The following is a 25,076-nucleotide window of genomic DNA, read 5'->3' as shown; positions in this document are numbered from 1 at the left end:
GGGCGGGGTCGGCCGGGCTACTTCATGCCGGCCGTGGCGATGCCCTGGGTGAAGTACCGCTGCAGCACGGCAAAAACGATCAGCACCGGAAGGACGATCAGGAACGCCCCGGCCATCAGCATCCCGTTGGAGCCGGACGACTTGTTGGGGTCGGTCGCGAAGGTGGCCAGCGCGACGGGGAGGGTGTATTTGTCGGGATCGTTGGTGGCGATCAAGGGCCACACGAAGTTGTTCCAGGAACCCAGGAACGTGAAGATCGAAAGCGTCGCGAGGGCGGGCTTCACCAGCGGCATCACGATCCGCCAGAAGATGTACCACTCACTGGCGCCGTCCATCCGCGCCGCTTCGAGCAGCTCGTCCGGGATCGACTGCATGAACTGCCGCATCAGGAAGACCCCGAAGGCCCCGGCGGCGAAGGGCAGCACGAGCGCGGCATAGGAGTCGATCAGCTGCAACTTGCTCATCAGCACGAACAACGGCAGCAGCATCAGGTTGCCGGGCACCATCAGCGCACCGAGCACCAGACCGAAGATCTTGTTCCGTCCGACGAAGCTCAGCTTGGCCAGGGCGTAGCCGAGCATCGAGCAGAAGACGAGATTCGCGACGGTGACCAGCACGGCCACGATCACCGAATTCATGAAGTACAGCGGCAGATCCAGCTTGTCCAGCAGCCGGTGGAAACTGTCGAGCGTCCACTCGGAGGGAATCCATACCGGCGGGCTTGCCGTCAGATCCGTCGAGGTCTTGAAGGCGGAGAGCGCCATCCACAGGAACGGGGCGGCCATGACGAACAGCCCGACGGAAAGCAGCACATAGATGAGCGGCCTCTTCACCGCCACGGACTTGGCGCTCATTTGGTGTTGTCCTTCAGCAGTCGGAGCTGGAGCACCGTGATGGCCATGATCACCACGAAGAGGACGTACGCCATGGCGCTGGCATAGCCCATGTGGAAGAAGTTGAAGCCCTCGCGGTACATGTTGAGCGACACAGTGAGCGTGGAGTCGGAAGGGCCTCCCTGCGTCATGACGAACGGCTCCTCGAAGACGTTGAGATAGCCGATCGTGGTGATCACCGTGGCGTACAGCAGCGTGGGCCGGAGCAGCGGGACGGTGATGCGGCGGAACTCCTGCCAGCCACCGGCCCCGTCGAGTCTGGCCGCCTCCCGCACCTCCGTCGGGATGGCCTGCAGACCGGCGATGAACAGCACCATCACGGTGCCGAGATTGCGCCACACCGCCATCGCGATGAGGGAGGGCATGGCCAGCGTCTCGCTGCCCAGGAAGTCCGGTGCGGTGAGGCCGAGTTCGGAACAGAGTCCGGCGATCAGCCCGTCGCTCGGATCGAGCACGAAACGCCATACGACGGCCACGGCGACGATGGAGGTGACGACAGGCGCATAGAACCCCACGCGGAAGAAGGTCCGGGCCCGGTCGATGCCGTTGTTGAGGAGCACGGCCACGCCGAGCCCGAGACAGATGGTGAGCGGGACGCCGATCACCACGAAGTACCCGGTATTGAAGAGGGACTTCAGGAACTTCTCGTCGCCGAAGAGCTGCGAGTAGTTGTCGAATCCGATGAAGTTCGCTTCCCAGGGCCGGGTGACGTTGCGCAGCCCGAAGTCGGTGAAGCTCATCGCCAGCGTGGCGACGATGGGGAACGCCATGAAGACGGTGAACAGAACCAGGAAGGGGGTGGAGAAGAGCCACCCGGCGAGGTTCTGCACGCCCAGGGATCCCCGCTTGCGCCGCGCGGCGGACGGCGGCGCTCCATTGGTCTTGCCGGTTGCGGGCTCTCCGGTGGCGGCCTTTTCGGCAGTGGTGCTCATGATGGCGGCCTACTTCACGAGGTTCTCTACCTCGGACTGCGCCTTGTCGGCGGCGTCCTCGGCGGAAGCCTTGCCCTGGGTCACCGACTCGATGGCCGCGTCGACCTTGGAGGTCACTTCGGTCCACTTGGCCAGCGCGGGCGAGGTCTTGGCGGTCTCCATCTGCTTCTTGAAGACCTGCAGTTCGGGGTTGTCGGCGAGTTCGCCGCTCTCCCATGCCTTGGTGTTGGCGGGCAGATCGCTGGTCCGCGCGTACCAGTCGGACTGCCCCTCGGCGTCCGTCAGGTACCGGATGAACTCCTTGGCGGCGGCCTTGTGCGGGCTGTCCTTGGAGATCACCAGGCTGGACCCGCCAGCCATCGAGGTGGACGTCTTGTCGGTGGGCACGGGAGCGACGCCCCACTTGCCCTTCAGGTCCGGGTACTGGTCCTCGATGAGCGTGGTGATCCAGGGGCCGGAGAAGAACATCGGCACGTCACCGGTGTTGAAGTCCTTCAGCGGGTCGTAGCCGGGCTGGGCGCTCTTGGTGGTGAGTCCGTCCTTGGCGTACGAGCCGTACTCCTTGAAGGCCTTGACCGCCGCCGGGCTGTTGATGACCGCCTTGCCGTTCTTGTCGACGATCTCGCCGCCCGCCGAGTACAGGAACGGGTAGAAGGACTGGACCGTGTCGAGCCCGCGCGGCTGCAGGTAGATGCCCCACTTGCTCCCCGCCTTCTCCTTCAGGGCGGAGGCCATGGCGCGCAGCCCCTTCCAGTCGGCCGGGGGCTTGCCGACCCCGGCCTTCTTCGCGAGGTCGGTGCGGTAGTAGAGGACGCGGGTGTCCACGTACCAGGGCACGCCGTAGGCGGTGCCGTCCACCTCGCCCTGCTGCCACCCGGCCGGGAAGAAGTCCTTCTCGTCGAAGGTCTTCGTGTCGACCGGTTCGAGGACGCCGAGCTCGGCGAACTCGCCCATGTAGCTGCCGCCCATCTGTGCCACGTCGGGCAGCTTGCCCGCGGCGGCCGCGGAGACCAGCTTCTGGTGGGCGACGTCCCAGCCGACGGGCGTGACCTTGACGGTGACGTGCGGGTTCGCCTTCTTGTACGCGTCGGCGACCTCCGCGAGCTTCTCGCCCTCGGCGCCCATGGCCCAGACGGTGAGCGTCTGCTTCTTGTCGGCGGCGACCTCGTCACCGGCGGAGCTGCCGCACGCGGTGACGGCGAACGCCGTCGCGAGTGCGATGGCGGCCGAGGCGGTTCTGGCGGCGCGGTGCATGGACGGCTCCTCCTTGAGCTCCCGGGGGTCCGGAGCCTTGCGGCGCCGGATGTATGCGCTGTCTGTAAGCGCATACATCACTCTGTTGCAGGCCCCCGGACGACCGCAAGGGGGTCTTGGTCACACTCCCGTAACGGGGGCGGCATGGGGCGTGCGTGAAGATGTCCGGCGCGGTCCGGTGTCCGGAGCGGGCTGGTGTCCGACATGAGCAAACTAAGCGGAACGTTTGCATCCTGAAAGTGAATGTGGCGGCCGCCTCATGGCCGACAGACCAGTTGCTGTCGGGTGGCATGGGGGGCGGCTCTCCTCGCCGGGATGGCCCCCGTCGGCCCTGGTTAGGGTCGCGTCATGTCCGCGTTCACGCACGAATTCGCCTTCGACCCGTCGTACGGGCACTCCCTCGACGACCTCCTCGCGGTCCCCGCGCCGCCCGCCCCGGCCGGTTTCGCCGACTTCTGGCGGGCCCGGTACGAGGCCGCCCGTGCGACCGTGACCGATCCCGTCGTCGGTCCGGTGGAAGAGGAGCGCGACGGGGTGCGGGTGCACGGCGTCACGTACACCTCGGTCGGCGGCGTACGGCTCGGTGGCTGGCTGGTGCTGCCTGCGGAAGGCCCGCCCGGCGGCGTCGAGCACGGCTTCGTCGTGGGCCACGGCTACGGCGGCCGCCACGCACCCGGCCCCGACGTCCCCCCTCCCGCTGCCCCGCTCCGCCGCGCTGCTGCCCTGTGTGCGCGGCATGGAGAGCCGCGGCCGCCACCCCGGCATCCCCGCCGAGGCCGACGGCCACGTCCTGCACGGCATCGAGTCCCGCGACACCTATGTGCTCGCCGAGTGCGTGGCCGACCTCTGGTGCGCGGCGTCGGCGCTGCTCGAACTGGTCCCGGAGCTCGACGGCGGCCCCGGGTCACCGCCCCGCCTCGGCTACCTCGGCGAGAGCTTCGGCGGCGGCCTGGGCGCCCTCGCCCTCCCCTGGGACGACCGCTTCGCCGCGGCGCAGCTGACGGTCCCCACCTTCGGCAACCACCCCCTGCGCCTGACGCTTCCGTGCACCGGCAGCGGGGAGTCGGTGCGCGCGTACCACCGGGAGCACCCCGAAGTCGCCGACGTGCTGCGCCACTTCGACGCGGCGACCGCGGCCGCCTACCTGCGCGTGCCGACCCTCACCGCACCCGCGCTCTTCGACCCCGCCGTCCCGCCGCCGGGCCAGTTCGCGGTGCACAACGCCCTGGCGGGCCCGCGCGAACTCCACGTACTGCAGGCGGGGCACTTCGAGCACGCGGGGACGCCCGCGGAGGCGGAGGGCCTGCGCAAGGCGCGCGAGGCGTTCTTCGGGGCGACGCTCACTCGATGACGGCCCCGGGCCCGGAGTCGGACCCGGCCCCGGACCCGGCCTCGGACCCGGACAGGTCGTCGTGCGCGGGGCGTCCGGCGCAGCCGCAGCTGGCCCGCCGCACCACGCCCACCGGCAGCATCAGGTCGACGGGCTCCCGGTCCCGCTCCTCGCCGAGCCGCCGCACGAGGAGCTCGACCGCCTCCTCGCCCAGTTGCCGCATCGGCTGCCGCACGGTGGTCAGCGCGGGCCGCACGAGGCGGCCGAGCGGAATCCCGTCGAACCCGGTGACGGCCACGTCGTCCGGCACCCGCACCCCGCGCCGCTCCAGTGCGTGCAGCGCCCCGATCGCCATCTGGTCGTTGGCGAAGAGCATCGCCTGCGGCGGCGCCGACGCGCCGCCGCCCGGTCCGGCCCGGTCGAGCAACGCGTCGGCGGCCCGCGCCCCCTCCGCCTGCGTCATCATCTCGGCCCGCAGATCGGGCTCTTCGCGCACGGGAAGCCCGGCCGCCCGGCACGCCTCCTGATACCCGCGGAACCGCGCCTGCGCGTCCGGCGCGCGCTCCTCGCCGCCGACGAAGACGAGCCGCCGCAGTCCGTGGTCCTCGATCAGGTGCCGGGTCAGCTCGCGCTGGCCGTCCTCGTTGGCGACCTCGATGTGGTCGAGGTGGTCCAGATGGTCGGACTCGCGGGGCCCGGCGAGCATCACGACGGGCAGCCGCCGCGAGATGACGTCGAGGTCCTCGGTCGGCACCGTCCTCGCGAGCACGGCGAACCCGTCGACGCGCCCGGCGACCTTCGCGACCAGGCTCTCCGGCCCGCCCTTGAGCGAGGCGGCGATCAGCAGGGCGTACCCGTGCCGACGGGCGGCCCGCTCCATGCCGCGGATGATCTGGTCGGAGTAGAGCATGAAGGCGTGGTCGTCGTCGGTGTCGGCGGCCTCGGTCTCGGTGTCCGGGTCCGAGTAGTCGGGAAAGCAGAGCCCGAGCACCCCGGTGGAGCGGCTGGCGAGCCCGCGGGCGTTTCCGCTGGGCACGTAGCCGAGCTCGCGGGCCGCGGCGAGAACCCGCTCACGGGTCTTCTCACGGACCGAGTCCGGGTTGCGGTAGACGCGCGACACCGTCGCGATGGAGACGCCCGACCGCTCGGCGACGTCGTACACCGTGGGAGTTGTGCTCACCCGACCGCCTGTTTCTCTGGACCTTTGAAAGCGCATTCACAGTAGGCGCGTACGGTGACCGTGAGCAAGACCGGGTCCCTCCGCGGAGGCGGCCGGAACGGGGAGGGGCGCAGGTGGGCGAGGTCTGGGCAGGGGTGAGGGAGCGCGTGCTCGCGCTCCGGGAGGCGCCGAACCGGCGGGCGGTTTTCGGCGCGTACTTCAAGGAGTACGGCCACCGCTTCGAGCTGCGCCCGGTCCTCACCGAGGAGCAGGTCGACGCGGTGGAGCGGCGGCGCGGGGTCACGTTTCCCGCGGAGTACCGCAGCTTCCTCATGGAGGTCGGGGCGGGCGGCGCGGGACCGGACTACGGCGTGTTCACGGTCGAACCGCCCGAGGTCGAGGTCGAGCCTGATTCCGGCGTGACGTCTGAGCCCGGCGCGACCTCCGAGACCGGCCGCGCCCTCCCGTTCCGCCCCGAGCGCACTGCAGAGTGGGAGGAGCACCGGGCGGCGGAGCCCCAGCGGTCCGCCTACGGTGACTCGGACGAGGACGGGGAGCGGTTCCGCGAGGCCTACGCCGCCTGGGACAAGCGCGACGACGAGCTGCTCGAATCGCTGACCGAAGGCGCGCTCTACGTGAGCGAACAGGGCTGCGGCTACTACACGTTGCTGGCTCTGACCGGCCCCGAACGCGGCACGATGTGGCAGGACGTCCGCGCGGCGGCGGAGGGCGTGATCCCGTTCGCGTTCCTCGGCAGCACGGACCGGGTCACCTTCGCCGAGTGGTACGTCCACTGGCTGACCCGCGCGGAACGGCAGGCGTGGCAGGTGCCCGAGGACCGCACGGACAGGTCCTAGGTGTATTGGCCCGCGGGGGAGCGGAGCCCCGGCCCTCACCCCGCGAACTCCACCTCCGGATACCGGCCGGACGGGGCGTCGAGCAGACCGTCGTCCTTCCCCTTCAGCCAGCGGTCGAAGAACGAAGCCACGTAGGCCCGTTGGGCCGCCACCGCGCGCGCCGGGTCGACCGTTCCTATGTTCTCCTCGATCGCCTTCCGGTCCACGCCTGCCTGCGGCAGGAGCGCGGGCAGGTCGGTGTACGTCTGGTGCAGTGAACCCCGCAACGTGAGGTTCCGCTTCCAGCCGGTGCTGTGGGACCAGAACGACCGCCACGACGGCTCGGTCCCGCGGTCGCTGCCCTCGCGGCCCATCAGGAGGAACGGGCGGTCCAGGCCGTGCTTCGCGACCGGCATCAGGTTCGTGCCGTTGGGCTCGGGGTTGAACTCCAGCGTGCCGTCGAGGTTGACGCCCGCCCTGACCCTGCGGTCCTCGTACATGGTCTCGGCCGCGGCGATCCCGCCCGCCGACTGGCCGACCATGCCCACCCGCCGCCGGTCGACGATCCGGGACAGGCCGTGCGGCAGCGAACCCAGGCTGTCGAGGACAAACTTGGAGTCGGCGACCCGGACGTCGAGGGTCTTCTTGAGCAGCTCCGGCATCGTGCCGTTCCGCTGCGCCTCCTCCAGCGCCTTCCGCAACGGCCCGTCGTCCTTGACCGAGCCGTCGGGGAACTGCACCCCGGGGTTCTCATGGGTGTGGTCGACCGTCACGACGACATAGCCGCGGCTCGCCATCTCCTCGACCAGCGCGGTGCCCCAGGTGCGCGGGTCGCCGGCGCCCGCCGCGTACACGAGCACGGGGCGTCGGCCGCCCCGCGCGTCGGCGGGCGCCCCCTCGCGGGCGTGGGTGCGCGTGGCGGCGAAGTCGAGAGCGCCCTTGGGGATGCCGTGCGGCGACGTGGCGTTCCAGCGCTCGGCCGCGCCGGGCGCCATGTAGCGAGCGCGGGGGTGGCCGTCGCCGGAGCCGGGCGCCGTCGGGTACCAGACGCTGATCATCAGCTCCCGGTACGGCTGCGAGGTCACCCACGGGTCGTGCCGGCTCCGGTCGACCAGACGGGCCGGGACCACACCGATGCCGTACGGACCCGTGGGCGCGGGCAGGCGGGCCGCGGCACCGGCGGAGTGCGCCCGCGAAGGCGCGGCCCCGGCCCCCGCGCCGGACGCGGAGGCGGGCAGCGACAGCGCGGTCGCCGCGAGCCCCGCGGCCGCGAGCCCGATGAGCGAACGACGCGTAAAGGAAGCGCGAGAAGTCATGCCTCCAGGGTGATCGTCACCCGTCCCTCGCCGCCATGGGGGAAATCATGGAAATCCCGCCTGGGGGATGCCCCCCAGAAACCCCCACCCGGGCAGGCCTGCGCCCCTACTCCGTCCGCCGCCGGATCTTGTTCCCCAGCCACACCAGCGGATCGTACTTCCGGTCCACGGCCCGTTCCTTCAGCGGAATCAGGGCGTTGTCCGTGATCTTGATGCCCTCCGGGCACACCTCCGTGCAGCACTTGGTGATGTTGCAGTAGCCGAGCCCGTGCTCGTCCTGGGCCGTCCGTTTCCGGTCGAGGCCGGACTCCGCCGCCGCGTCCAGCGGGTGCATGTCCAGTTCGGCGACGCGCATCAGGAACCGCGGTCCGGCGAAGGCCTCCTTGTTCTCCTCGTGGTCGCGCACCGCATGGCACGTGTCCTGGCACAGGAAGCACTCGATGCACTTGCGGAACTCCTGCGAGCGGTCCACGTCCGACTGCTGCATGCGGTACTCGCCGGGCCCGAGATCCGGGGGCGGCACGAACGACGGCACCTCGCGCGCCTTCGTGTAGTTGAAGCCGACGTCGGTCACCAGGTCGCGCACCACGGGGAAGGCCCGCAGCGGCGTCACCGTGATGACCTCGTCGGGGTCGAAGACGGACATCCGCGTCATGCACATCAGCCGGGGCCGGCCGTTGATCTCCGCCGAGCACGAACCGCACTTGCCCGCCTTGCAGTTCCAGCGCACCGCGAGGTCGGGCGCCTGGGTGGCCTGCAGGCGGTGGATGATGTCGAGGACGACCTCGCCCTCGTTCACCTCGATCTTGAAGTCCTCCAGGTCACCGCCGCTCAGGTCCCCGCGCCAGACCTTGAATTGCGCGTCGTACGAACTCATTCGTACAGCTCCTCTTCAGTCAGGTACTTGACCAGCTCCTCCTTTTCGAAGAGGGCGAGCAGGTCCGGGCGGATGGGTTCGGTCGACACGCGGACGAGGTCGATCTGGCCGCGTACGGGATCGGTGGCCGCCAGACCCCCGCTCGGGTCGGTGAGTTGGCACAGCAGGTTGGCCCGCCGCCACTCGCGGTCCATCGCCGGATGGTCCTCGCGGGTGTGGCCGCCGCGGCTCTCCGTGCGCTCCAGGGCGGCCCGCGCGACGCACTCGCTGACCAGGAGCATGTTCCGCAGGTCGAGGGCGAGGTGCCAGCCCGGATTGAACTGCCGGTGGCCCTCGACACCGGCCCGCCGCGCCCGCACCCGCAGCTCGGCGAGCTTCTCCAGGGCCTGCTCCATCTCCGCCTCCCGGCGGATGATGCCGACCAGGTCGTTCATGGTCTGCTGCAGTTCCTGATGGAGGGTGTACGGATTCTCGGCCGTCGCCCCGTCCTCCAGGCCCTCGGCGCTGAACGGCCGCAGCGCCTCCGCGGCCGCCGTGTCCACCTGCACCTCGTCGGGCACGGGCCGGACGGTGAGCCCCGCGGCGTACCGGGCGGCGTGCAGGCCCGCGCGCCGACCGAAGACCAGCAGGTCGGACAGCGAGTTGCCGCCGAGCCGGTTGGAGCCGTGCATGCCGCCCGCGACCTCGCCCGCGGCGTAGAGCCCCGCCACGCGGCGCGTCGCCGCGGTGTCGGAGTCGACCGCGATGCCGCCCATCACGTAGTGACAGGTCGGCCCGACCTCCATCGCCTCGGCGGTGATGTCGACGTCCGCGAGCTCCTTGAACTGGTGGTACATGGACGGCAGTCGGCGCTTGATGACCTCGGCGGGCATGCGCGTCGACACGTCGAGGAATACGCCGCCGTGCGGGGAGCCGCGGCCCGCCTTCACCTCGGCGTTGATGGCGCGCGCGACCTCGTCACGGGGCAGCAGTTCGGGCGGGCGGCGGTTGTGGTCCGGGTCCTCGTACCAGCGGTCGCCCTCCTCCTCCGACTGTGCGTACTTCTCCTTGAAGACGTCGGGGACGTAGTCGAACATGAACCGCTTGCCCTCGGAGTTCCTGAGGACCCCGCCGTCGCCGCGCACGGACTCGGTGACGAGGATGCCCTTGACCGACGGCGGCCAGACCATGCCCGTCGGATGGAACTGCACGAACTCCATGTTCAGCAGGGGCGCGCCGGCGAGCAGCGCGAGTGCGTGCCCGTCGCCCGTGTACTCCCACGAGTTCGACGTCACCTTGAAGGACTTGCCGATGCCGCCCGTCGCGAGGACGACGCTGGGTGCTTCCAGCACGAAGAAGCGGCCCGACTCCCGGTCGTAGCAGAAGGCCCCGCCGACGCGGCCGCCCTCGTCACCGTCGTCGCCCGACTCGTCCTTCAGCACGCGGGTGACCGTGCACTCCTGGAAGACCTTCAGGCGCGCTTCGTAGTCCCCGAACTCCTTGTAGTCCTCCTGCTGCAGCGAGACGATCTTCTGCTGCAGGGTGCGGATCAGCTCCAGGCCGGTGCGGTCGCCGACGTGGGCGAGCCGCGGGTACTCGTGGCCGCCGAAGTTGCGCTGCGAGATCCGTCCGTCCGGGGTGCGGTCGAAGAGCGCGCCCCAGGTCTCCAGTTCCCACACGCGGTCCGGCGCCTCGCGGGCGTGCAGCTCGGCCATGCGCCACTGGTTGAGGAACTTGCCGCCGCGCAGGGTGTCGCGGAAGTGGACCTGCCAGTTGTCGCCGGAGTTCACGTTGCCCATGGAGGCGGCGATGCCGCCCTCGGCCATCACCGTATGGGCCTTGCCGAACAGCGACTTGCAGATGACGGCCGTGCGGGCGCCCTGTTCGCGCGCCTCGATCGCGGCCCGCAGGCCCGCGCCACCGGCCCCCACCACGACGACGTCCCACTGCTGTCGCTCGACTTGAGACATCAGAAGGTCCCGTCCGTTAGAAGAAGCGCGGATCGTCGAAGGCGCCGCTCGCGACCAGATAGACATAGAGGTCGGCGAGCGCCACGCTCACCAACGACGTCCAGGCGAGCAGCATGTGACGGTTGGTCAGTTTGCCGGTCCACTGCCACATGCGGTACCGGACGGGGTGCTTGGAGAAGTGCTTGAGCTTGCCGCCGATGACATGTCGGCAGGAGTGGCAGGAGAGCGTGTAGATCCAGATCAGGATGACGTTGACGAGCAGGACGACGGTGCCGAGGCCCATGTGGCCCCACTCGTAGTTCTCGTCCCGGAAGCCGAGGACGGCGTCATAGGTGAGGATGCCCGCCACGGGTACGGCGGCGTAGAAGAAGTACCGGTGGATGTTCTGCAGGATCAGCGGGAAGCGGGTCTCGCCCGTGTACTTCTTGTGCGGCTCGGCGACCGCGCAGGCCGGTGGTGACGCCCAGAAGCCGCGGTAGTAGGCCTTGCGGTAGTAGTAGCAGGTCAGCCGGAAGCCGAGCGGGAAGATCAGGATCAGGATGGAGGGGGACAGGCCCCACCAGCTGCCGAAGATCTCCCAGTTGGGCCCTCCGTGCATGGGCTCGCAGTTCTCGGCGATGCACGGCGAGTAGAACGGCGATACGTAGGGTGCCGCGTAGTAGTCCGCGTTCGCGAAGGCCCGCCAGGTCGAGTAGACGATGAAGGCGAGCAGCCCGGCGGTGGTCGCCGCGGGCGCCAGCCACCAGCGGTCCGTACGCAGATGGGCAGCGGTGATGGCGGCGCGTGTGCCGTCGCGCACGCCGCCGCCCGGTGCCGGTCCGCTCTTCGGTTGGGGTTCCGTGCCGGTGGCCAACGAGGCTCCACTCCTTCTTCCTCGGATCGGGGAGAAGCTCAGCGAGTGCGTGAGTGCGTGAGTGCGTGAGTGCGTGAGTGCGTGAGTACGTACGGCGTGCGGGTCAGGGCGCGTGGCGGTCGCTGCCGCCCAGGCCCTCGTCGTCGAGATCTCCGGTGTTCGTCCACAGCGAGCGGTCGTACGGCGTATCGGGGATGGTCACGAGGTCGTGTCGGTGCGGTTCCGGGCGGGAGGGCGGTGGCGGGGCCGACGCGCGCAGCAGGGCCACGCTCTCGCGCAGGTGGTCGGTGTCCGTGCGCACCCGGCGCACGTCGATGCCCGCGATCTGTTCGCCTGCCTGCTGCTCCAGCCTGCCGACGCTGCGGACGAGTTCGTCCACGCATCGTTGAACAGCCGTCAATTCATCGTGCAGAGCCATTACTTGCCCTCACTTCGGGGTGCGGTGGCAACGCTCATGCGCCTGCGAGTGTCGCGCGTCACATCCCGGCTTGTGAAGGGATCTGCAGTGATTGCCGGATCGGGGGCGGTGAATGCGCCGGATCACGCGCTGATCGCGCCGACCTCGACCGTCCTGGACCGTCCCGGATCGTCCCCGACCGAGCTCGACCGACCTCGACCGGCGGTGACGGGCGGTGCCGGGCGGCTGCGACGGGCAGTGGTGACGGGCGGCGGTGACGGCCGGGGCCTCGTGGGGGCGCGCGCTCCGCGCGGGTGCCGGACGCCGGGCGCCCGTTGGCCCGCCGGGCGGCTCCGGTCGCCCCGTTGGGCCGCACGAGTGGGATATGGGCGCCCCCGCGTCGTGCCTCCCCCGCGGTGCGTATCCCGTCGCCTTCAGTGGGGCGATAGATGTGATCAGCTCCATATACCGCCAAACGTGATCAAACCCGGCCCGGTCCTGGTAGCGGGCGGCCGGGCCAGCCCCGGACCCCGGAGGTACCAGCCATGTCCCACGACCGCGCCAGAGTCAGATCTGTCGTGTTCCTCGCGACGGGGGTGCTGGCTCTGCCCGCCCTCGCCGGATGCAGCTCGAACGACGAGGCCGGCCGACCGGCCGCGGGCCAGGACGTCGCTCCCGCCGCCCGGGACCTGGTCGCCGACGGGGGGACCCTGAACTGGGCGGTCGACGAGCTGCCGGAAACGTTCAACTCCTTCCAGTCCGACGCCGACGAAGGCACCGCGCGGGTCGCGGGCGCGGTCCTGCCGTCGCTGTTCCGCCTCGACGCGCAGGGCAGGGCCCAGCGCAACGCCGACTTCCTGGAGTCGGCCGAGGTCGTCGAGCGCGAGCCGCAGCAGGTCGTCCTGTACAAGCTCAACCAGCAGGCGGTCTGGAGCGACGGCCGGGAGATCGGCGCCGACGACTTCGCCGCGCAGTGGCGCGCCCTGTCGGGCAAGGACACCGCGTACTGGACGGCACGGAACGCGGGCTACGACCGCATCGCCAAGATCGAGCGCGGCGCCAACAACCTGGAGGTACGGGTCACCTTCGCCAAGCCGTACGCGGACTGGCGCTCCCTCTTCTCGCCGCTCTACCCGAAGCAGGTCATGGGCACGCCCGACTCCTTCAACGACGGCGCGCGCCGCAAGCTGAAGGTGACCGCGGGCCCCTTCGCGCTCGCCGGTGCCGACCGCAAGGCGGGCGACGTGACGCTGGAGCGCAACGCGCGCTGGTGGGGCAGCCCGGCCAAGCTCAACAAGATCGTCCTGCGCGAGGTGGGGCGCGCCGAGCGGGCCGAGGCGCTCGCCAAGGGCAGGGTCGACCTCGCCGCGATCGACTCGGCGGAGGCCGGGCGGATCTCGCTGGCCGCCCGGGACAAGGGGGTCCAGGGCCCGCTGGCCCACGGCCCCGGCGCCGGGCTCACCCCGGCCGGGGCGCTGCGCTCCTGGGCGATCGCCCACGGCTCCGACGAGGAGGCCGCCGACACGGAGACGGAGGCGCGCGCCAAGTCCCGCAAGGCGGTCAAGAAGTACGCGACCGAGCAGGAGGGGCTGCGCGGCTACACGGTCCGCAAGTCCCTGGAGCCGGCGTACACCCAGCTCGCCCTGAACGGCTCCGAGGGCCCGCTCGCCGATGACCGGGTGCGCCGCGCGGTGGCCCGCGCGCTGAACCGCGAGGAACTCGCCAAGACCGTGCTCAAGCCGCTCGGCCTGCCCGCCGAGCCGGTCGGCAGCCACCTCGCACTCGCCGGGCAGCAGGCGTACGCGGACAACAGCGGCGCCCTCGGCGAGCAGGACACCGCCGAGGCGCGGGCGCTCCTGGCGGACGCGGGCTGGACGCCGGGCGCCCTGCTGAACGAGAAGAAGGAAGACGGAGAGAAGAAGACGGAGAAGGAGAAGGGGGAGGAGGACACCGCGGGCGGCGAGTCCGACGCGAAGGACGCCAAGGACAAGAAGGACGCCGAGAAGGCGAAGGAGTCCGGCGAGGAATCCGGCGGCGAGGACGACGGCACCTACATCGTCGGTGAGGACGACGGAAAGCCCGGCGACAACGGCACCACCGTGCTCGCCCCGGCCCCCGCGGCCGCCTACCAGCGCGCCGTCCTGAACCGCCAGGCCGACGCCCTCGGCCTGCCGCGCGAGGCCGACAAGGAGAAGAAGGAGCCCGGCGACCACGCCAGGCACTCCAGGGACCAGGCCAAGGGCGGTGCCCCGGGTGCGTACGCCCCGAAGGGCACCGCCGCACCCAAGGCGGCCGCCGAGGGAGCCGCGGCATTCAAGGGAGAGGCCGGAGCCAAGGGAGGCGCGGCGGCCAAGGCCGCGACAGGGCCGCTCGCCAAGGACGGCAAGCCCCTCACCCTCCGCTTCGTGCTCCCCTCCGGTGACGGTTCGGAGTCGCTGCGCGCGGTGGCCGACCGGATCTCCCGGATGCTGCAGAAGATCGGCATCCGCACGGAGACGGCGAAGGTCGCCGACGAGAGCTACTTCAAGGACCACATCGCGTCCGGTCAGTACGACCTCGCCCTCTACTCGTGGCCCGCGTCGGCCTTCCCGGCCACCGACGCCCGCCCGATCTTCGCCAAGCCGGTCCCGGCCGCGGACGGCTCGCTGAACGTCGAGCAGAACTACACGCGCGTGGGCACGGACCACATCGATCAGTTGTTCGATCAGGCGGTCGGCGAGCTGGACGAGGACGCGTCGCGCTCCCTGGTCAGGAAGGCGGACGCCCGCATCTGGGCCGAGGCGGGCTCCATCCCCCTCTATCAGCGCCCCCAGCTGATGGCGGCCCGTCCGAACCTGGCGAACGCCGGGGCGTTCGGCTTCCAGGCCCCGCACTACGAGGACATCGGCTTCCTGAAGCCGGGCGCGAAGCCGTCGGGCGAACCGTCCGCGAAATAGCGCCGCCTCAGATTCAGCTCAACTCTCTTGCCCGCCGGCCCTTCCGGCGGGCAAGCTCGTGTTTACCCATTGACCTGCTGTTTCCCCAGAGTTCCCGAGGCTTTCCGCACCCCTGCGAAGCCCCCGCGGAGGCTGCCTCCGCGAGGGACACGTAGACTGGGGTGAGGCCGTGGCGTGTCCAGCCCGGCAGGGTCCGCGTAACTCAGATGTACGCGCGACCGTCCACTCACTCCAGGAGTACGCCGCACTATGGCCACGCGCCACGACATCCGCAACGTTGCCATCGTCGCTCACGTCGACCACGGCAAGACGACCATCGTCGACGCCATGCTCAAGCAGGCCGGCTCGTTCGCCGCGCACGCCGCCGAGTCCCTCGACGACCGCATGATGGACTCGAACGACCTGGAGCGTGAGAAGGGCATCACGATCCTCGCCAAGAACACGGCGGTGAAGTATCACCCCAAGGACGGCGGGGACCCGATCACGATCAACATCATCGACACCCCCGGCCACGCCGACTTCGGTGGCGAGGTCGAGCGTGGTCTGTCGATGGTGGACGCGGTCGTCCTGCTGGTCGACGCCTCCGAGGGTCCGCTCCCGCAGACCCGCTTCGTGCTGCGCAAGGCCCTGCAGCAGCGGCTGCCCGTCATCCTGTGCATCAACAAGACGGACCGCCCCGACTCGCGCATCGACGAGGTCGTCAACGAGACGTACGACCTCTTCCTCGACCTGGACGCCGACGAGGACCAGATCGAGTTCCCGATCGTCTACGCCTGCGGCCGTGACGGCATCGCCTCGCTGACCAAGCCGGACGACGGCACGGTCCCGGCGGACTCCGCCAACCTGGAGCCGTTCTTCACCACCATCCTGGAGAGCGTCCCGGCCCCGACGTACGACGAGACCGCCCCGCTCCAGGCCCACGTCACCAACCTCGACGCGGACAACTTCCTCGGCCGCATCGCGCTGCTCCGCGTCGAGCAGGGCGAGCTGCGCAAGGGCCAGACGGTGGCCTGGATCAAGCGCGACGGCACGATCGCCAACGTCCGCATCACCGAGCTGATGATGACCGAGGCGCTCACCCGCAAGCCCGCCGAGATGGCGGGCCCCGGTGACATCTGCGCCGTCGCCGGCATCCCCGACATCATGATCGGCGAGACCCTCGCCGACCCGGAGAACCCGATCGCGCTGCCGCTCATCACGGTGGACGAGCCGGCGATCTCCATGACGATCGGTACGAACACCTCGCCGCTGGTCGGCCGTGGTGGCACCGGCAAGGGCGCGGACGCCAAGGCCGCGGTCAAGGACCGCAAGGTCACCGCCCGCCAGGTGAAGGACCGCCTGGAGCGCGAGCTCATCGGTAACGTCTCGCTGCGCGTCCTGGACACCGAGCGCCCCGACGCCTGGGAGGTGCAGGGCCGCGGTGAGCTGGCGCTGGCCATCCTGGTCGAGCAGATGCGCCGCGAGGGCTTCGAGATGACCATCGGCAAGCCGCAGGTGGTCACCCGCCAGGTCGACGGCAAGACCCACGAGCCGGTCGAGCGCATGACGATCGACGTGCCCGAGGAGCACATGGGCGCCGTCACGCAGCTCATGGGCGTCCGCAAGGGCCGCATGGACAACATGTCGAACCACGGCTCCGGCTGGGTCCGCCTGGAGTTCGTCGTGCCGTCCCGCGGCCTCATCGGCTTCCGTACGGAGTTCCTGACGCAGACGCGCGGCACGGGCATCGCCCACTCCATCCACGAGGGCCACGAGCCGTGGTTCGGCGAGCTGAAGACCCGTAACAACGGTTCGCTGGTCGCCGACCGCTCCGGTGCCGTCACCGCCTTCGCGATGACCAACCTCCAGGAGCGCGGCGTGCTCTTCACCGAGCCCGGCACCGAGGTGTACGAGGGCATGATCGTCGGTGAGAACTCGCGCGCCGACGACATGGACGTGAACATCACCAAGGAGAAGAAGCTCACCAACATGCGCTCCGCCTCCGCCGACTCCTTCGAGGCGATCGTGCCGCCGCGGAAGCTGTCGCTGGAGCAGTCGCTGGAGTTCTGCCGCGACGACGAGTGCGTCGAGGTGACCCCGGAGGCCGTGCGCATCCGCAAGGTCGTCCTGGACCAGAAGGAGCGCGGCCGCTCCGCGTCCCGCGCCAAGCACAGCTGAACGGCTGGGCAAGCACAGGTGACCCACTGAGGTAGCCGGTCGGCGGCAATCCGCCGCCCGAGAGGCCGATTTCCACCGCTCCCGAGGGAGTTGGGCGGAAGTCGGCCTCTTGTGTTTCCGCTGGCGGGTACGGTGTGGCCACTGCTGCCCCAGGGGCTCCCGGCAACCGGTTTTTGTCTGCCACGCGTCCGATATGCGGACGTCACTGACCGTTAGATGTGTAACACGTCCGTTTCGCAACCATCTATCTCGGATCGGTTTGTCCGGATTTTGGAAGTTGTACGGGCCAGGTGTGATTGAACCGAGACCAAAAGGGTGTGGTCGACCGGTACCTCATGGCTAATAGTTGACCGCGTATAGCTCGGGTCAATGGGTCACGCGCTGTGGGGAGCGCCGACTCACGAGCACACTGGGGTACTCGATCGTTGCCGTCAGGGGTGTCGGCGCGGTTTCTCGTACCCCCTCTTGTAGTGAACAAGTGGACTCATGAGGAGGAACCCCATGCGTGGTGCCAAGAGCGCCAAGTGGGTCGCGATAGCCGGTGTTGTGGCGCTGACGGCCACCGCTTGTGGCGGCGGCGACAGCGACAGCAATGGCAGCGGCAAGGTCGACCCCAAGGGGATCGTCAGTTACGCCAACGGCGAGCCGCAGAACGCTCTGCAGCCGTCGAACACCATGGAGGCGTACGGCAGCGTCGTCATCGACGCCCTCTTCACGGGCCTCGTGTACTACGACAAGCAGGGCAACATCACCTACGAGAACGCCGAGTCGGTCACCCCCGACAAGGCGAACAAGGTGTGGACCGTCAAGCTGAAGCCGGGCTGGAAGTTCCACAACGGTGAGACCGTCACCGCGAAGTCGTACGTCGACGCCTGGAACTGGGCCGCCGACCCGGCCAACGGCCAGCAGAACAGCTCCTGGTACCGCGACATCGTCGGCTACGACGAGGTCCACCCGGAGAAGGGCAAGGCCAAGAAGAAGGCCATGTCCGGCCTGAAGGTCGTCGACGACAACACCTTCACCATCACGCTGAAGAGCGGCATCCCGTACTACGCGTACAAGATGGTCTACAAGCCGTTCTTCCCGATGCCCTCGGCCGCGCTGAAGGACCCGAAGAAGTACGGCGAGGCCCCGGTCGGCAACGGTCCCTACAAGTTCAAGAGCTGGGACCACAAGAAGTCGATCCAGGTCACCGCCTGGTCCGGCTACAAGGGCGAGGACAAGCCCAAGAACGGCGGCATCAACTTCAAGGCGTACACGACGCCGCAGGCCGCGTACAACGACCTGCGCTCGGACAACGTCGACACGATGCCGCTGATCCCGGACAGCGAGCTCGCCAACTTCAAGCAGGACTTCGGCGACCGCGCCATCGAGCAGGACTTCTCGGCGATCAACACGGTCAACCCGGCCTTCTACAGCAAGACCTTCAAGGACCTGGACGTCAAGGTCATCCAGGGTCTGTCGATGGCCATCGACCGCGACACCATCGCCAAGACGACCTTCGCGGGCACCCGTGAGTCGGCCACCGGCTGGGTCGCCAAGGGCGTCAAGGGCTACAAGGCCGGCGCCTGTGGTGAGTTCTGCAAGTTCGACCCGAAGAAGGCCAAGCAGTTCGTCAAGGACGGCGGCGGCGTTCCGGGCAACAAGATCTCCATCCAGTACAACGCCGACCAGCCGCACAAGGGCTGGGTCACGGCGGTGTGCAACAGCATCACCAAGTCGACCGGCGTGCAGTGCGTCGGCGACCCGAAGACCGACTTCCAGGCCGACACCGAGGTGCGGGACAAGAAGCAGGTCAAGGCGATGTACCGGTCGGGCTGGGTGCTCGACTACCCGTTCAACGGCAACTTCCTCGCCGACCTCTACGGCACCGGCGTCGACGGCAACAAGGGCGGCTTCTCGGACAAGAAGTTCGACGCGCTGACCAAGAAGGCCGACGCGGCGAAGACGATCGACGAGTCCGCCGAGCTGTACCAGAAGGCCGAGGAGGAGCTGCGCAACACCTTCCCGGGCATCCCGCTCTGGTACAACAAGACGCTCTCCGCGCACTCCAAGAACGTGAAGAACGTGGTGTTCGACCAGGCCGGTGACCCCGTCCTGTCCGACATCGAGGTCTTCGAGAAGTAGTCGACGGAGGTCCGTCCCCAAGCGACGCCCGGTCACCCCCGGGCGTCGCTTGGGGCGGCTCCGGATTGGACGGAGGCACCAATGGGGCGCTACGTCGCGCGGCGACTGCTCCAGATGATCCCGGTCTTCATCGGGACAACACTGCTGATCTTCATCATGGTCAATGTCCTCCCCGGCGACCCGGTACGGGCGCTCTGGGGCGACAAGCCGCCGGACCCCACGCAGGTGGCGCAGATCCGGCACGACCGTGGTCTGGATCTGCCGCTCTGGCAGCAGTACCTGCACTACATGGGCGGTCTGCTGCAAGGGGACTTCGGCAACACCATCGCCGGTAACCGACCGGTGCTCGACGAGATCAGCCAGGCATTCCCGGTCTCGATGAGACTGGCCTCGATGGCCTGGACGTTCGAGCTCGTCGTCGGCATCACGCTCGGTGTCCTCGCGGGCATCCGGCGCGGCCGGTTCGTCGACAACACGGTCACGCTCTTCACCCTCCTGGTGATCTCCGTCCCGATCTTCGTGGTCGGCCTGCTCTGCCAGCTGTTCTTCGGCAACGAGCTGGGCTGGATCACACCCACGGTCCAGGACTCCGAGAACATGGGCCAGCTGCTCGTGCCCGCCCTGGTGCTCGGCATGGTCGGCCTCGCCTACGTGGCCCGCCTGACCCGCACCTCCATCGCGGAGAACCGCCAGGCCGACTACATGCGCACCGCGGTCGCCAAGGGCCTGCCGCGCCAGCGCATCGTCACCCGGCACCTGCTGCGCAACTCGCTGATCCCCGTGGTCACTTACCTCGGTACGGACGTCGGCACCCTGATGGGTGGCGCGGTCATCACCGAGGGCATCTTCAACGTGACGGGCGTCGGCAACCTGCTCTTCCAGGCGCTGGCCCGCCGTGAGGGCGCGGTCATCGTCGGTGTCGTCACCGTTCTGGTGCTCGTGTACCTCGCAGCCAGCCTGATCGTCGACCTGCTTTACGCGGTCCTGGACCCGAGGATCCGTTATGCCTGACCTGACCAAGACCTCGACCACCGAAGAGACCGCGGCGGCACAGGACGAAGTCGTGGCGGGCTCGGCGGTCTCCGCCCCGGCCTCGACGGGCAAGCCCCGCAGCCTCTGGGGCGACGCCTGGCGCGAGCTGCGGCGCAACCCGCTCTTCGTGATCTCGGCGTTCCTGATCCTGATCCTGCTCCTGGTGGCGGCCTTCCCCGGCCTGTTCACCGGGACGAACCCCGACACCGGCGACCAGGTCAACCACTTCCTCGGCAAGCCCGAGCTGACCCACTTCTTCCAGGCGGACTGGTTCGGGTACGACAGGACGGGCCGCAGCATCTACGCGCGTGTCGTCCACGGCGCGGGCAACTCCATCCTCGTCGGCGTCGGCGTGACCGTGCTGGTGACCTTCTTCGGCGGACTGTGCGGCATGCTCGCCGGCTACTTCGGCGGCTTCTGGGACAGCCTGATCTCGCGTCTCATCGACGTGTTCTTCGGCATCCCGTTCCTGCTCGGCGCGATGGTCGTCCTGAACGCCTTCACCGACCGCACCGTGTGGGTCGTCATGGGCGCGCTGGCCTTCCTCGGCTGGACGCAGATCGCCCGCGTGATGCGCGGCGCGGTCATCACGACCAAGCACGCCGACTATGTGATGGCGGCGCGTGCGCTCGGCGCCGGGACGAAGCGGATCCTGTTCCGCCACATCCTGCCGAACGCGGTCGCTCCGGTGATCGTCGTGGCGACCATCTCGCTCGGCACCTACATCGTGGCCGAGTCGACGCTGTCGTACCTGGGCCTCGGCCTCGGCGACGGTGCCATCTCGTGGGGCGGCGACATCTCCGACGCCACGCAGGACATCCGGAACAACCCGCACACGCTGTTCTTCCCGGCAGGAATGCTGAGTATCACGGTGCTGGCGTTCATCATGATGGGTGACGCCGTACGCGAAGCCCTCGACCCGAAGCTGCGCTGAGGGAGGCGTACGTGACCAGCATCGACCTCAAGACAGACTCTGTCCCCGCCCCCCGCTCGGGCGAGGAGAAGAGCGGCCGGCTCCTGGACGTGAAGGATCTCCACGTCGAGTTCCACACCCGCGACGGCGTGGTCAAGGCCGTCAACGGTGTGAACTACAGCGTGGACGCGGGCGAGACGCTCGCCGTCCTCGGCGAGTCGGGCTCCGGCAAGTCCGTGACCGCCCAGGCGATCATGGGCATCCTCGACATGCCGCCCGGGAAGATCCCGCAGGGCGAGATCCTCTTCCGCGGCCAGGACATGCTGAAGATGTCCAACGAGGAGCGCAGGAAGACCCGCGGCCGCAAGATCGCGATGATCTTCCAGGACGCGCTGTCCTCCCTCAACCCCGTTCTCTCGGTGGGCTATCAGCTCGGCGAGATGTTCCGGGTGCACGAGGGGCTCAGCCGCAAGGAGGCCAAGGCCAAGGCCATCGAGCTGATGGACAAGGTCAAGATCCCGGCGGCCAAGGAGCGGGTGAACGACTACCCGCACCAGTTCTCCGGCGGTATGCGTCAGCGCATCATGATCGCGATGGCGCTCGCCCTGGAGCCGGACCTGATCATCGCGGACGAGCCCACCACGGCGCTCGACGTGACGGTCCAGGCGCAGGTCATGGACCTGCTGGCCGAGCTCCAGCGCGAGTACAACATGGGCCTGATCCTGATCACCCACGACCTCGGCGTCGTCGCCGACGTCGCGGACAAGATCGCGGTCATGTACGCGGGCCGGATCGTCGAGACCGCTCCGGTGCACGAGCTCTACAAGCGCCCGGCGCACCCGTACACCCGCGGCCTCCTCGACTCGATCCCGCGCTTGGACCAGAAGGGCCAGGAGCTCTACGCGATCAAGGGCCTGCCGCCCAACCTGCTCAAGATCCCCGGCGGTTGCGCGTTCAACCCGCGCTGCCCCAAGGCGCAGGACATCTGCCGCACGGAGATCCCGGCGCTGGTGCCGGTCACCGAGCAGAACGGCGCGGAGCTGCCGGGCCGCGGCAGCGCGTGCCACTTCTGGAAGGAGACGATCCATGGCTGAGCCGACGAAGGCTTCGAAGCTCTCGAAGACGGACGAGCCCGCCGACGTGACGCCGAACGTCTCCGACGTGGAGACGCTGGACGCCGCCACGGCCGACGAGGCCGTCGCGGCGATCGAGGCGCCGGCCGAGCGCGGCGAACCGATCCTCCAGGTCCGCAACCTGGTCAAGCACTTCCCTCTCACCCAGGGAATCCTGATCAAGAAGCAGGTCGGCGCGGTCAAGGCGGTCGACGGCATCTCGTTCGACCTGTACCAGGGCGAGACGCTGGGCATCGTGGGCGAGTCCGGCTGTGGCAAGTCCACGGTCGCCAAGCTCCTGATGACCCTGGAGCGGGCCACGGCGGGCGAGGTCTTCTACAAGGGCCAGGACATCACCAAGCTGTCCGGGCGTGCGCTGAAGGCGGTCCGCCGCAACATCCAGATGGTGTTCCAGGACCCCTACACGTCCCTGAACCCCCGGATGACGGTGGGCGACATCATCGGGGAGCCCTTCGAGATCCACCCCGAGGTGGCCCCCAAGGGGTCGCGCCGCCAGAAGGTGCAGGAGCTCCTGGACGTGGTCGGGCTCAACCCCGAGTACATCAACCGCTATCCGCACCAGTTCTCGGGCGGCCAGCGCCAGCGCATCGGCATCGCGCGCGGTCTGGCCCTCAACCCCGAGATCATCATCTGCGACGAGCCGGTCTCGGCCCTGGACGTGTCCGTCCAGGCCCAGGTCATCAACCTGATGGAGAAGCTGCAGGACGAGTTCAACCTCTCCTACCTCTTCATCGCGCACGACCTGTCGATCGTCCGGCACATCTCGGACCGCGTGGGCGTGATGTACCTCGGCAAGATGGCGGAGATCGGCTCGGACGAGCAGATCTACGAGCACCCGACGCACCCGTACACGCAGGCGCTGCTGTCGGCCGTCCCGGTGCCGGACCCGGAGGCCCGCGAGGGCCGCGAGCGGATCATCCTCACCGGCGACGTCCCGTCCCCGGCGAACCCGCCCTCGGGCTGCCGCTTCCGCACCCGGTGCTGGAAGGCGGAGGACAAGTGCTCGAAGGAGATCCCGGTCCTCGCGATCCCCGAGCGGTTCAAGGGCAAGGACACTCCGGCGGCTCATGAGTCGGCGTGCCACTTCGCCGAGGAGAAGGACGTCGTGCACGCGGCGTGACCTCTCCGAACAGACGCCTGTGCCCCGCGAACGCAATGGTCGCGGAGCACAGGCGTTCCGCCGTTCCGGGGCGGAGGACGGCGTGAGCCTCTCCCTGCGCCCCTGGCGGCAGGAGGATGCCGCGGCCGTCCTGGCGGCCTTCTCGGCACCCGAGATGACCCGCCAGGCCGACGAACCGGTCGACTCCCTCGATTCTGCGGCCAGTTGGATAGACCGCCGCACCCGCGACCGTGACGCCGGCACGGCGTACGCCTTCGCCGTGGCGGACGGGAACGGCACGGTCCTGGGCAACGCCGCGGTGGGCGCGGTGAACCGGACCCACTCCACCGGCTGGGTGTCGTACTGGACGACCCCGGACGCGCGGGGGAGGGGCGTGGCCGCGTACGGCTGCGCGGCGCTGGCCCGCTGGGCCTTCGACGAACTGGGCCTGTTCCGCCTGGAGCTGGGCCACCGCACCAACAACCCCGCCTCCTGCCACGTGGCCCGCACGGCCGGTTTCGCAGTGGAGGGCCTGCAACGCCAGAAGCTGGCGTACGACGGGGTGCGGTACGACGTGGAGCTGCACGCGCGGCTGGCGTCGGACGCGGGGTGAGGGGCGGCGGCGCTCAGTGTGCGACCGCTCCCGGCTCCTGGTAGCGCCGGAAGGCGGCGGTCTCGACGGTCCAGGGGCCGAACTGCACGATGTCCCCGAAGATGTAGTGCGTCTTGTTCTGGTATCGCCCCGCGCACGGCTCGGAATGTACTTCGATCGTGCCGACTCTGGGGTCGACGATCAGGTAGAGGCCGATGCCCATGGCGGGGTACTCCGCCAGCTTCTCGCCGTAGTCGTTGTTCGGGTTGGACGGGGAAACGATCTCGACGACGGCCAGGACCTGCGTGGCGTCGACGGCGAGTCCCGCTTCGTCGAGTACTTCCTCAGGGATCACCAAGGCGTCCGGGCGGCGCATGCGGCCGATCGAAGGGTGCTCGATCTCGGGGCCGTTCTCACAGACGTAGCCCGGGTAGGTGGCAGGGAGCTGCTTGTTCAGCTGGTTCCGGATGCGACGGACCGTGCCCTCGTGCCGCTTCGAGGGGCACATCATGGTCAGTATGGGGCCGGAGGGCCCGATCTCGACGCTCCAGGTCCCCTCGAGCCCTTCGGCAAAGGATCCGAGTTCCTCGGCGATCGCACGCATCTTGGCGTAGTCCATACCGTCAGAGTACGAGCTCGGTCAGGCCGGGGCGGGGCCGTCACATCGGAAGCGACCGCAGGCGTATCGCCCCCTCCGGCCACCGGGCGTTCTCGTGCAGTGGTGTCACCAAGGTGCGCAGGGGCATGGTGACCACGCGGTCCCCGGGCTGCTCGACCCGCACCGGGGCGTCGGTGGGTGTGGGGTGCCAGCCCAGGCGTTCGTACAGCGGTACCAGTGGTGGGCGGCAGAAGAGGAGCGCGTGGGGCGGGCCCATCGTGCGTGCGTGGGACAGGGCGGCCGTGACGATCCGGCGGGCCAGGCCCCGGCCGCGGACGTCGGGCGCGACGGCCACGCCGCCCAGGCCGACGACCTCCGTGAGGTCCGAGCCCTCCACCGAGACGGGAAGGCGTCGCAGCCCGGCGTGCGCGACCAGGCGGCCCTCGTGACGTATGCCGAAGTGTTCTTCCTTGGGGAGCCAGGTCAGCCCCGTGTCCGCGACGCCGAACGGGTCTTCGCCGGTGCCGAGGATCTCGTGCAGGTCGGCCTGTGTGTACTGCGTGAGGCGGAGGACGGATGTGTCGTGTGTGCTCATCCCTGCATGATGCAGCAGGGCCGCGCCGCGCCGTTCGACACACCCGGAACCGGCCGCGCCCCGCTCGGGTCAAGGGGGAGGGCGGGCCGGTTCCGGAG

The 25,076-nt window shown here is 69.2% G+C and carries 20 protein-coding genes and 1 pseudogene; 10 read left to right on the top strand and 11 right to left on the bottom strand.

Translation table 11 applies throughout. The features are described from left to right. Positions 1 to 17: 17 nt before the first annotated feature. Genes AOK03_RS31880 through AOK03_RS31870 form a run of 3 tightly spaced genes read right to left on the bottom strand, consistent with a single transcriptional unit; the run spans position 18 to position 3,079 of the window. The gene (locus AOK03_RS31880; protein ID WP_055568850.1) at positions 18 to 854 is read right to left on the bottom strand and encodes a carbohydrate ABC transporter permease; all 837 of its coding nucleotides are present in this window, start codon (positions 852 to 854) and stop codon (positions 18 to 20) included. Further along, positions 851 to 1,825 carry a carbohydrate ABC transporter permease gene (locus AOK03_RS31875; protein ID WP_055568849.1) on the bottom strand — a complete coding sequence of 325 codons (975 nt, stop codon included), beginning with the start codon at positions 1,823 to 1,825 and terminating at the stop codon, positions 851 to 853. Before AOK03_RS31875 ends, AOK03_RS31880 begins: the two co-directional genes overlap by 4 nt. Before the next feature lie 9 nt (positions 1,826 to 1,834). Continuing rightward, positions 1,835 to 3,079 carry a sugar ABC transporter substrate-binding protein gene (locus AOK03_RS31870; protein ID WP_055568848.1) on the bottom strand — a complete coding sequence of 415 codons (1,245 nt, stop codon included), beginning with the start codon at positions 3,077 to 3,079 and terminating at the stop codon, positions 1,835 to 1,837. A 348-nt stretch (positions 3,080 to 3,427) separates the two neighbouring features. Here AOK03_RS31870 and AOK03_RS31865 point away from each other — a divergent pair. Beyond that, positions 3,428 to 4,430: pseudogene (locus AOK03_RS31865) on the top strand (acetylxylan esterase). Here the strand turns inward: AOK03_RS31865 and AOK03_RS31860 are convergent. Further along, the gene (locus AOK03_RS31860) at positions 4,420 to 5,625 is read right to left on the bottom strand and encodes a LacI family DNA-binding transcriptional regulator (protein ID WP_079075074.1); all 1,206 of its coding nucleotides are present in this window, start codon (positions 5,623 to 5,625) and stop codon (positions 4,420 to 4,422) included. The pseudogene AOK03_RS31865 and the gene AOK03_RS31860 overlap by 11 nt on opposite strands. A 110-nt stretch (positions 5,626 to 5,735) precedes the next feature. Here AOK03_RS31860 and AOK03_RS31855 point away from each other — a divergent pair, with 110 nt between their 5' ends. Beyond that, a complete protein-coding gene (locus AOK03_RS31855) occupies positions 5,736 to 6,425 on the top strand; it encodes an SMI1/KNR4 family protein (protein WP_055568847.1) in 690 nt (229 codons plus the stop codon). 35 nt (positions 6,426 to 6,460) lie between these two features. Here the strand turns inward: AOK03_RS31855 and AOK03_RS31850 are convergent, their stop codons facing one another. From AOK03_RS31850 to AOK03_RS31830, 5 genes are all read right to left on the bottom strand, one after another. After that, positions 6,461 to 7,720, bottom strand: coding sequence for an alpha/beta hydrolase family protein (locus tag AOK03_RS31850; RefSeq protein WP_063792615.1), 1,260 nt, complete (start codon positions 7,718 to 7,720; stop codon positions 6,461 to 6,463). A gap of 106 nt (positions 7,721 to 7,826) precedes the next feature. Continuing rightward, a complete protein-coding gene (locus tag AOK03_RS31845; protein ID WP_055568846.1) occupies positions 7,827 to 8,597 on the bottom strand; it encodes a succinate dehydrogenase/fumarate reductase iron-sulfur subunit in 771 nt (256 codons plus the stop codon). Continuing rightward, positions 8,594 to 10,546, bottom strand: coding sequence for a fumarate reductase/succinate dehydrogenase flavoprotein subunit (locus AOK03_RS31840; protein WP_055568845.1), 1,953 nt, complete (start codon positions 10,544 to 10,546; stop codon positions 8,594 to 8,596). The genes AOK03_RS31845 and AOK03_RS31840 overlap by 4 nt, the downstream gene beginning before the upstream one ends. A gap of 16 nt (positions 10,547 to 10,562) precedes the next feature. Next, the gene (locus AOK03_RS31835) at positions 10,563 to 11,399 is read right to left on the bottom strand and encodes a hypothetical protein (RefSeq protein ID WP_055568844.1); all 837 of its coding nucleotides are present in this window, start codon (positions 11,397 to 11,399) and stop codon (positions 10,563 to 10,565) included. Between the two features lie 103 nt (positions 11,400 to 11,502). Beyond that, on the bottom strand, positions 11,503 to 11,817 hold the full coding sequence (locus tag AOK03_RS31830) for a hypothetical protein (protein WP_055568843.1): 315 nt from the start codon (positions 11,815 to 11,817) through the stop codon (positions 11,503 to 11,505). A 524-nt stretch (positions 11,818 to 12,341) separates the two neighbouring features. On the opposite strand from AOK03_RS31830, the gene AOK03_RS31825 reads away from it, so the two are divergent. The 8 genes from AOK03_RS31825 to AOK03_RS31790 all read left to right on the top strand — a co-directional run bounded on the left by AOK03_RS31825 (position 12,342) and on the right by AOK03_RS31790 (position 23,806). Further along, on the top strand, positions 12,342 to 14,732 hold the full coding sequence (locus AOK03_RS31825) for an ABC transporter family substrate-binding protein (protein WP_055568842.1): 2,391 nt from the start codon (positions 12,342 to 12,344) through the stop codon (positions 14,730 to 14,732). Positions 14,733 to 14,981: 249 nt separating this feature from the next. After that, positions 14,982 to 16,889 (top strand): translational GTPase TypA, encoded by a 1,908-nt coding sequence (gene typA / locus AOK03_RS31820; RefSeq protein ID WP_055568841.1) that lies wholly within the window; start codon positions 14,982 to 14,984, stop codon positions 16,887 to 16,889. Positions 16,890 to 17,390: 501 nt separating this feature from the next. Further along, entirely contained in the window at positions 17,391 to 19,016 is a 1,626-nt protein-coding gene (locus AOK03_RS31815) for a peptide ABC transporter substrate-binding protein (protein WP_055568840.1), read from the top strand. An 81-nt stretch (positions 19,017 to 19,097) separates the two neighbouring features. Beyond that, on the top strand, positions 19,098 to 20,027 hold the full coding sequence (locus AOK03_RS31810; RefSeq protein ID WP_055568839.1) for an ABC transporter permease: 930 nt from the start codon (positions 19,098 to 19,100) through the stop codon (positions 20,025 to 20,027). Then, positions 20,020 to 20,982, top strand: a complete 963-nt coding sequence (locus AOK03_RS31805; RefSeq protein WP_055568838.1) for an ABC transporter permease — start codon at positions 20,020 to 20,022, stop codon at positions 20,980 to 20,982. The genes AOK03_RS31810 and AOK03_RS31805 overlap by 8 nt, the downstream gene beginning before the upstream one ends. 11 nt (positions 20,983 to 20,993) lie before the next feature. Next, positions 20,994 to 22,055, top strand: a complete 1,062-nt coding sequence (locus AOK03_RS31800) for an ABC transporter ATP-binding protein (protein ID WP_055568837.1) — start codon at positions 20,994 to 20,996, stop codon at positions 22,053 to 22,055. After that, positions 22,048 to 23,214 (top strand): ABC transporter ATP-binding protein, encoded by a 1,167-nt coding sequence (locus tag AOK03_RS31795; protein WP_055568836.1) that lies wholly within the window; start codon positions 22,048 to 22,050, stop codon positions 23,212 to 23,214. The genes AOK03_RS31800 and AOK03_RS31795 overlap by 8 nt, the downstream gene beginning before the upstream one ends. A gap of 82 nt (positions 23,215 to 23,296) precedes the next feature. After that, a complete protein-coding gene (locus tag AOK03_RS31790; RefSeq protein WP_055568835.1) occupies positions 23,297 to 23,806 on the top strand; it encodes a GNAT family N-acetyltransferase in 510 nt (169 codons plus the stop codon). A gap of 13 nt (positions 23,807 to 23,819) precedes the next feature. Here AOK03_RS31790 and AOK03_RS31785 read toward each other — a convergent pair whose 3' ends face one another. Further along, complete coding sequence (locus AOK03_RS31785) at positions 23,820 to 24,404, bottom strand: Uma2 family endonuclease (RefSeq protein WP_055568834.1); 585 nt, start codon at positions 24,402 to 24,404, stop codon at positions 23,820 to 23,822. Between the two features lie 40 nt (positions 24,405 to 24,444). Continuing rightward, positions 24,445 to 24,978, bottom strand: coding sequence for a GNAT family N-acetyltransferase (locus AOK03_RS31780; protein WP_055568833.1), 534 nt, complete (start codon positions 24,976 to 24,978; stop codon positions 24,445 to 24,447). Positions 24,979 to 25,076: the final 98 nt, after the last annotated feature.

This window comes from Streptomyces atriruber (genome assembly GCF_001418325.1).
GTDB classification, from domain to species: Bacteria; Actinomycetota; Actinomycetes; order Streptomycetales; family Streptomycetaceae; genus Streptomyces; species Streptomyces atriruber.
Note: the sequence above shows the minus strand (reverse complement) of the source record. Positions and strands in the feature narration are given on the sequence as shown.

Bases quoted from the DNA above. Each gene is read 5' to 3' on its own strand.
- AOK03_RS31880 (WP_055568850.1), bottom strand. From the start codon at position 854: ATGAGCGCCAAGTCCGTGGCGGTGAAGAGGCCGCTCATCTATGTGCTG.
- AOK03_RS31875 (WP_055568849.1), bottom strand. From the start codon at position 1,825: ATGAGCACCACTGCCGAAAAGGCCGCCACCGGAGAGCCCGCAACCGGC.
- AOK03_RS31870 (WP_055568848.1), bottom strand. From the start codon at position 3,079: ATGCACCGCGCCGCCAGAACCGCCTCGGCCGCCATCGCACTCGCGACG.
- AOK03_RS31860 (WP_079075074.1), bottom strand. From the start codon at position 5,625: ATGCGCTTTCAAAGGTCCAGAGAAACAGGCGGTCGGGTGAGCACAACT.
- AOK03_RS31850 (WP_063792615.1), bottom strand. From the start codon at position 7,720: ATGACTTCTCGCGCTTCCTTTACGCGTCGTTCGCTCATCGGGCTCGCG.
- AOK03_RS31845 (WP_055568846.1), bottom strand. From the start codon at position 8,597: ATGAGTTCGTACGACGCGCAATTCAAGGTCTGGCGCGGGGACCTGAGC.
- AOK03_RS31840 (WP_055568845.1), bottom strand. From the start codon at position 10,546: ATGTCTCAAGTCGAGCGACAGCAGTGGGACGTCGTCGTGGTGGGGGCC.
- AOK03_RS31830 (WP_055568843.1), bottom strand. From the start codon at position 11,817: ATGGCTCTGCACGATGAATTGACGGCTGTTCAACGATGCGTGGACGAA.
- AOK03_RS31825 (WP_055568842.1), top strand. From the start codon at position 12,342: ATGTCCCACGACCGCGCCAGAGTCAGATCTGTCGTGTTCCTCGCGACG.
- typA (WP_055568841.1), top strand. From the start codon at position 14,982: ATGGCCACGCGCCACGACATCCGCAACGTTGCCATCGTCGCTCACGTC.
- AOK03_RS31815 (WP_055568840.1), top strand. From the start codon at position 17,391: ATGCGTGGTGCCAAGAGCGCCAAGTGGGTCGCGATAGCCGGTGTTGTG.
- AOK03_RS31810 (WP_055568839.1), top strand. From the start codon at position 19,098: ATGGGGCGCTACGTCGCGCGGCGACTGCTCCAGATGATCCCGGTCTTC.
- AOK03_RS31805 (WP_055568838.1), top strand. From the start codon at position 20,020: ATGCCTGACCTGACCAAGACCTCGACCACCGAAGAGACCGCGGCGGCA.
- AOK03_RS31795 (WP_055568836.1), top strand. From the start codon at position 22,048: ATGGCTGAGCCGACGAAGGCTTCGAAGCTCTCGAAGACGGACGAGCCC.
- AOK03_RS31785 (WP_055568834.1), bottom strand. From the start codon at position 24,404: ATGGACTACGCCAAGATGCGTGCGATCGCCGAGGAACTCGGATCCTTT.
- AOK03_RS31780 (WP_055568833.1), bottom strand. From the start codon at position 24,978: ATGAGCACACACGACACATCCGTCCTCCGCCTCACGCAGTACACACAG.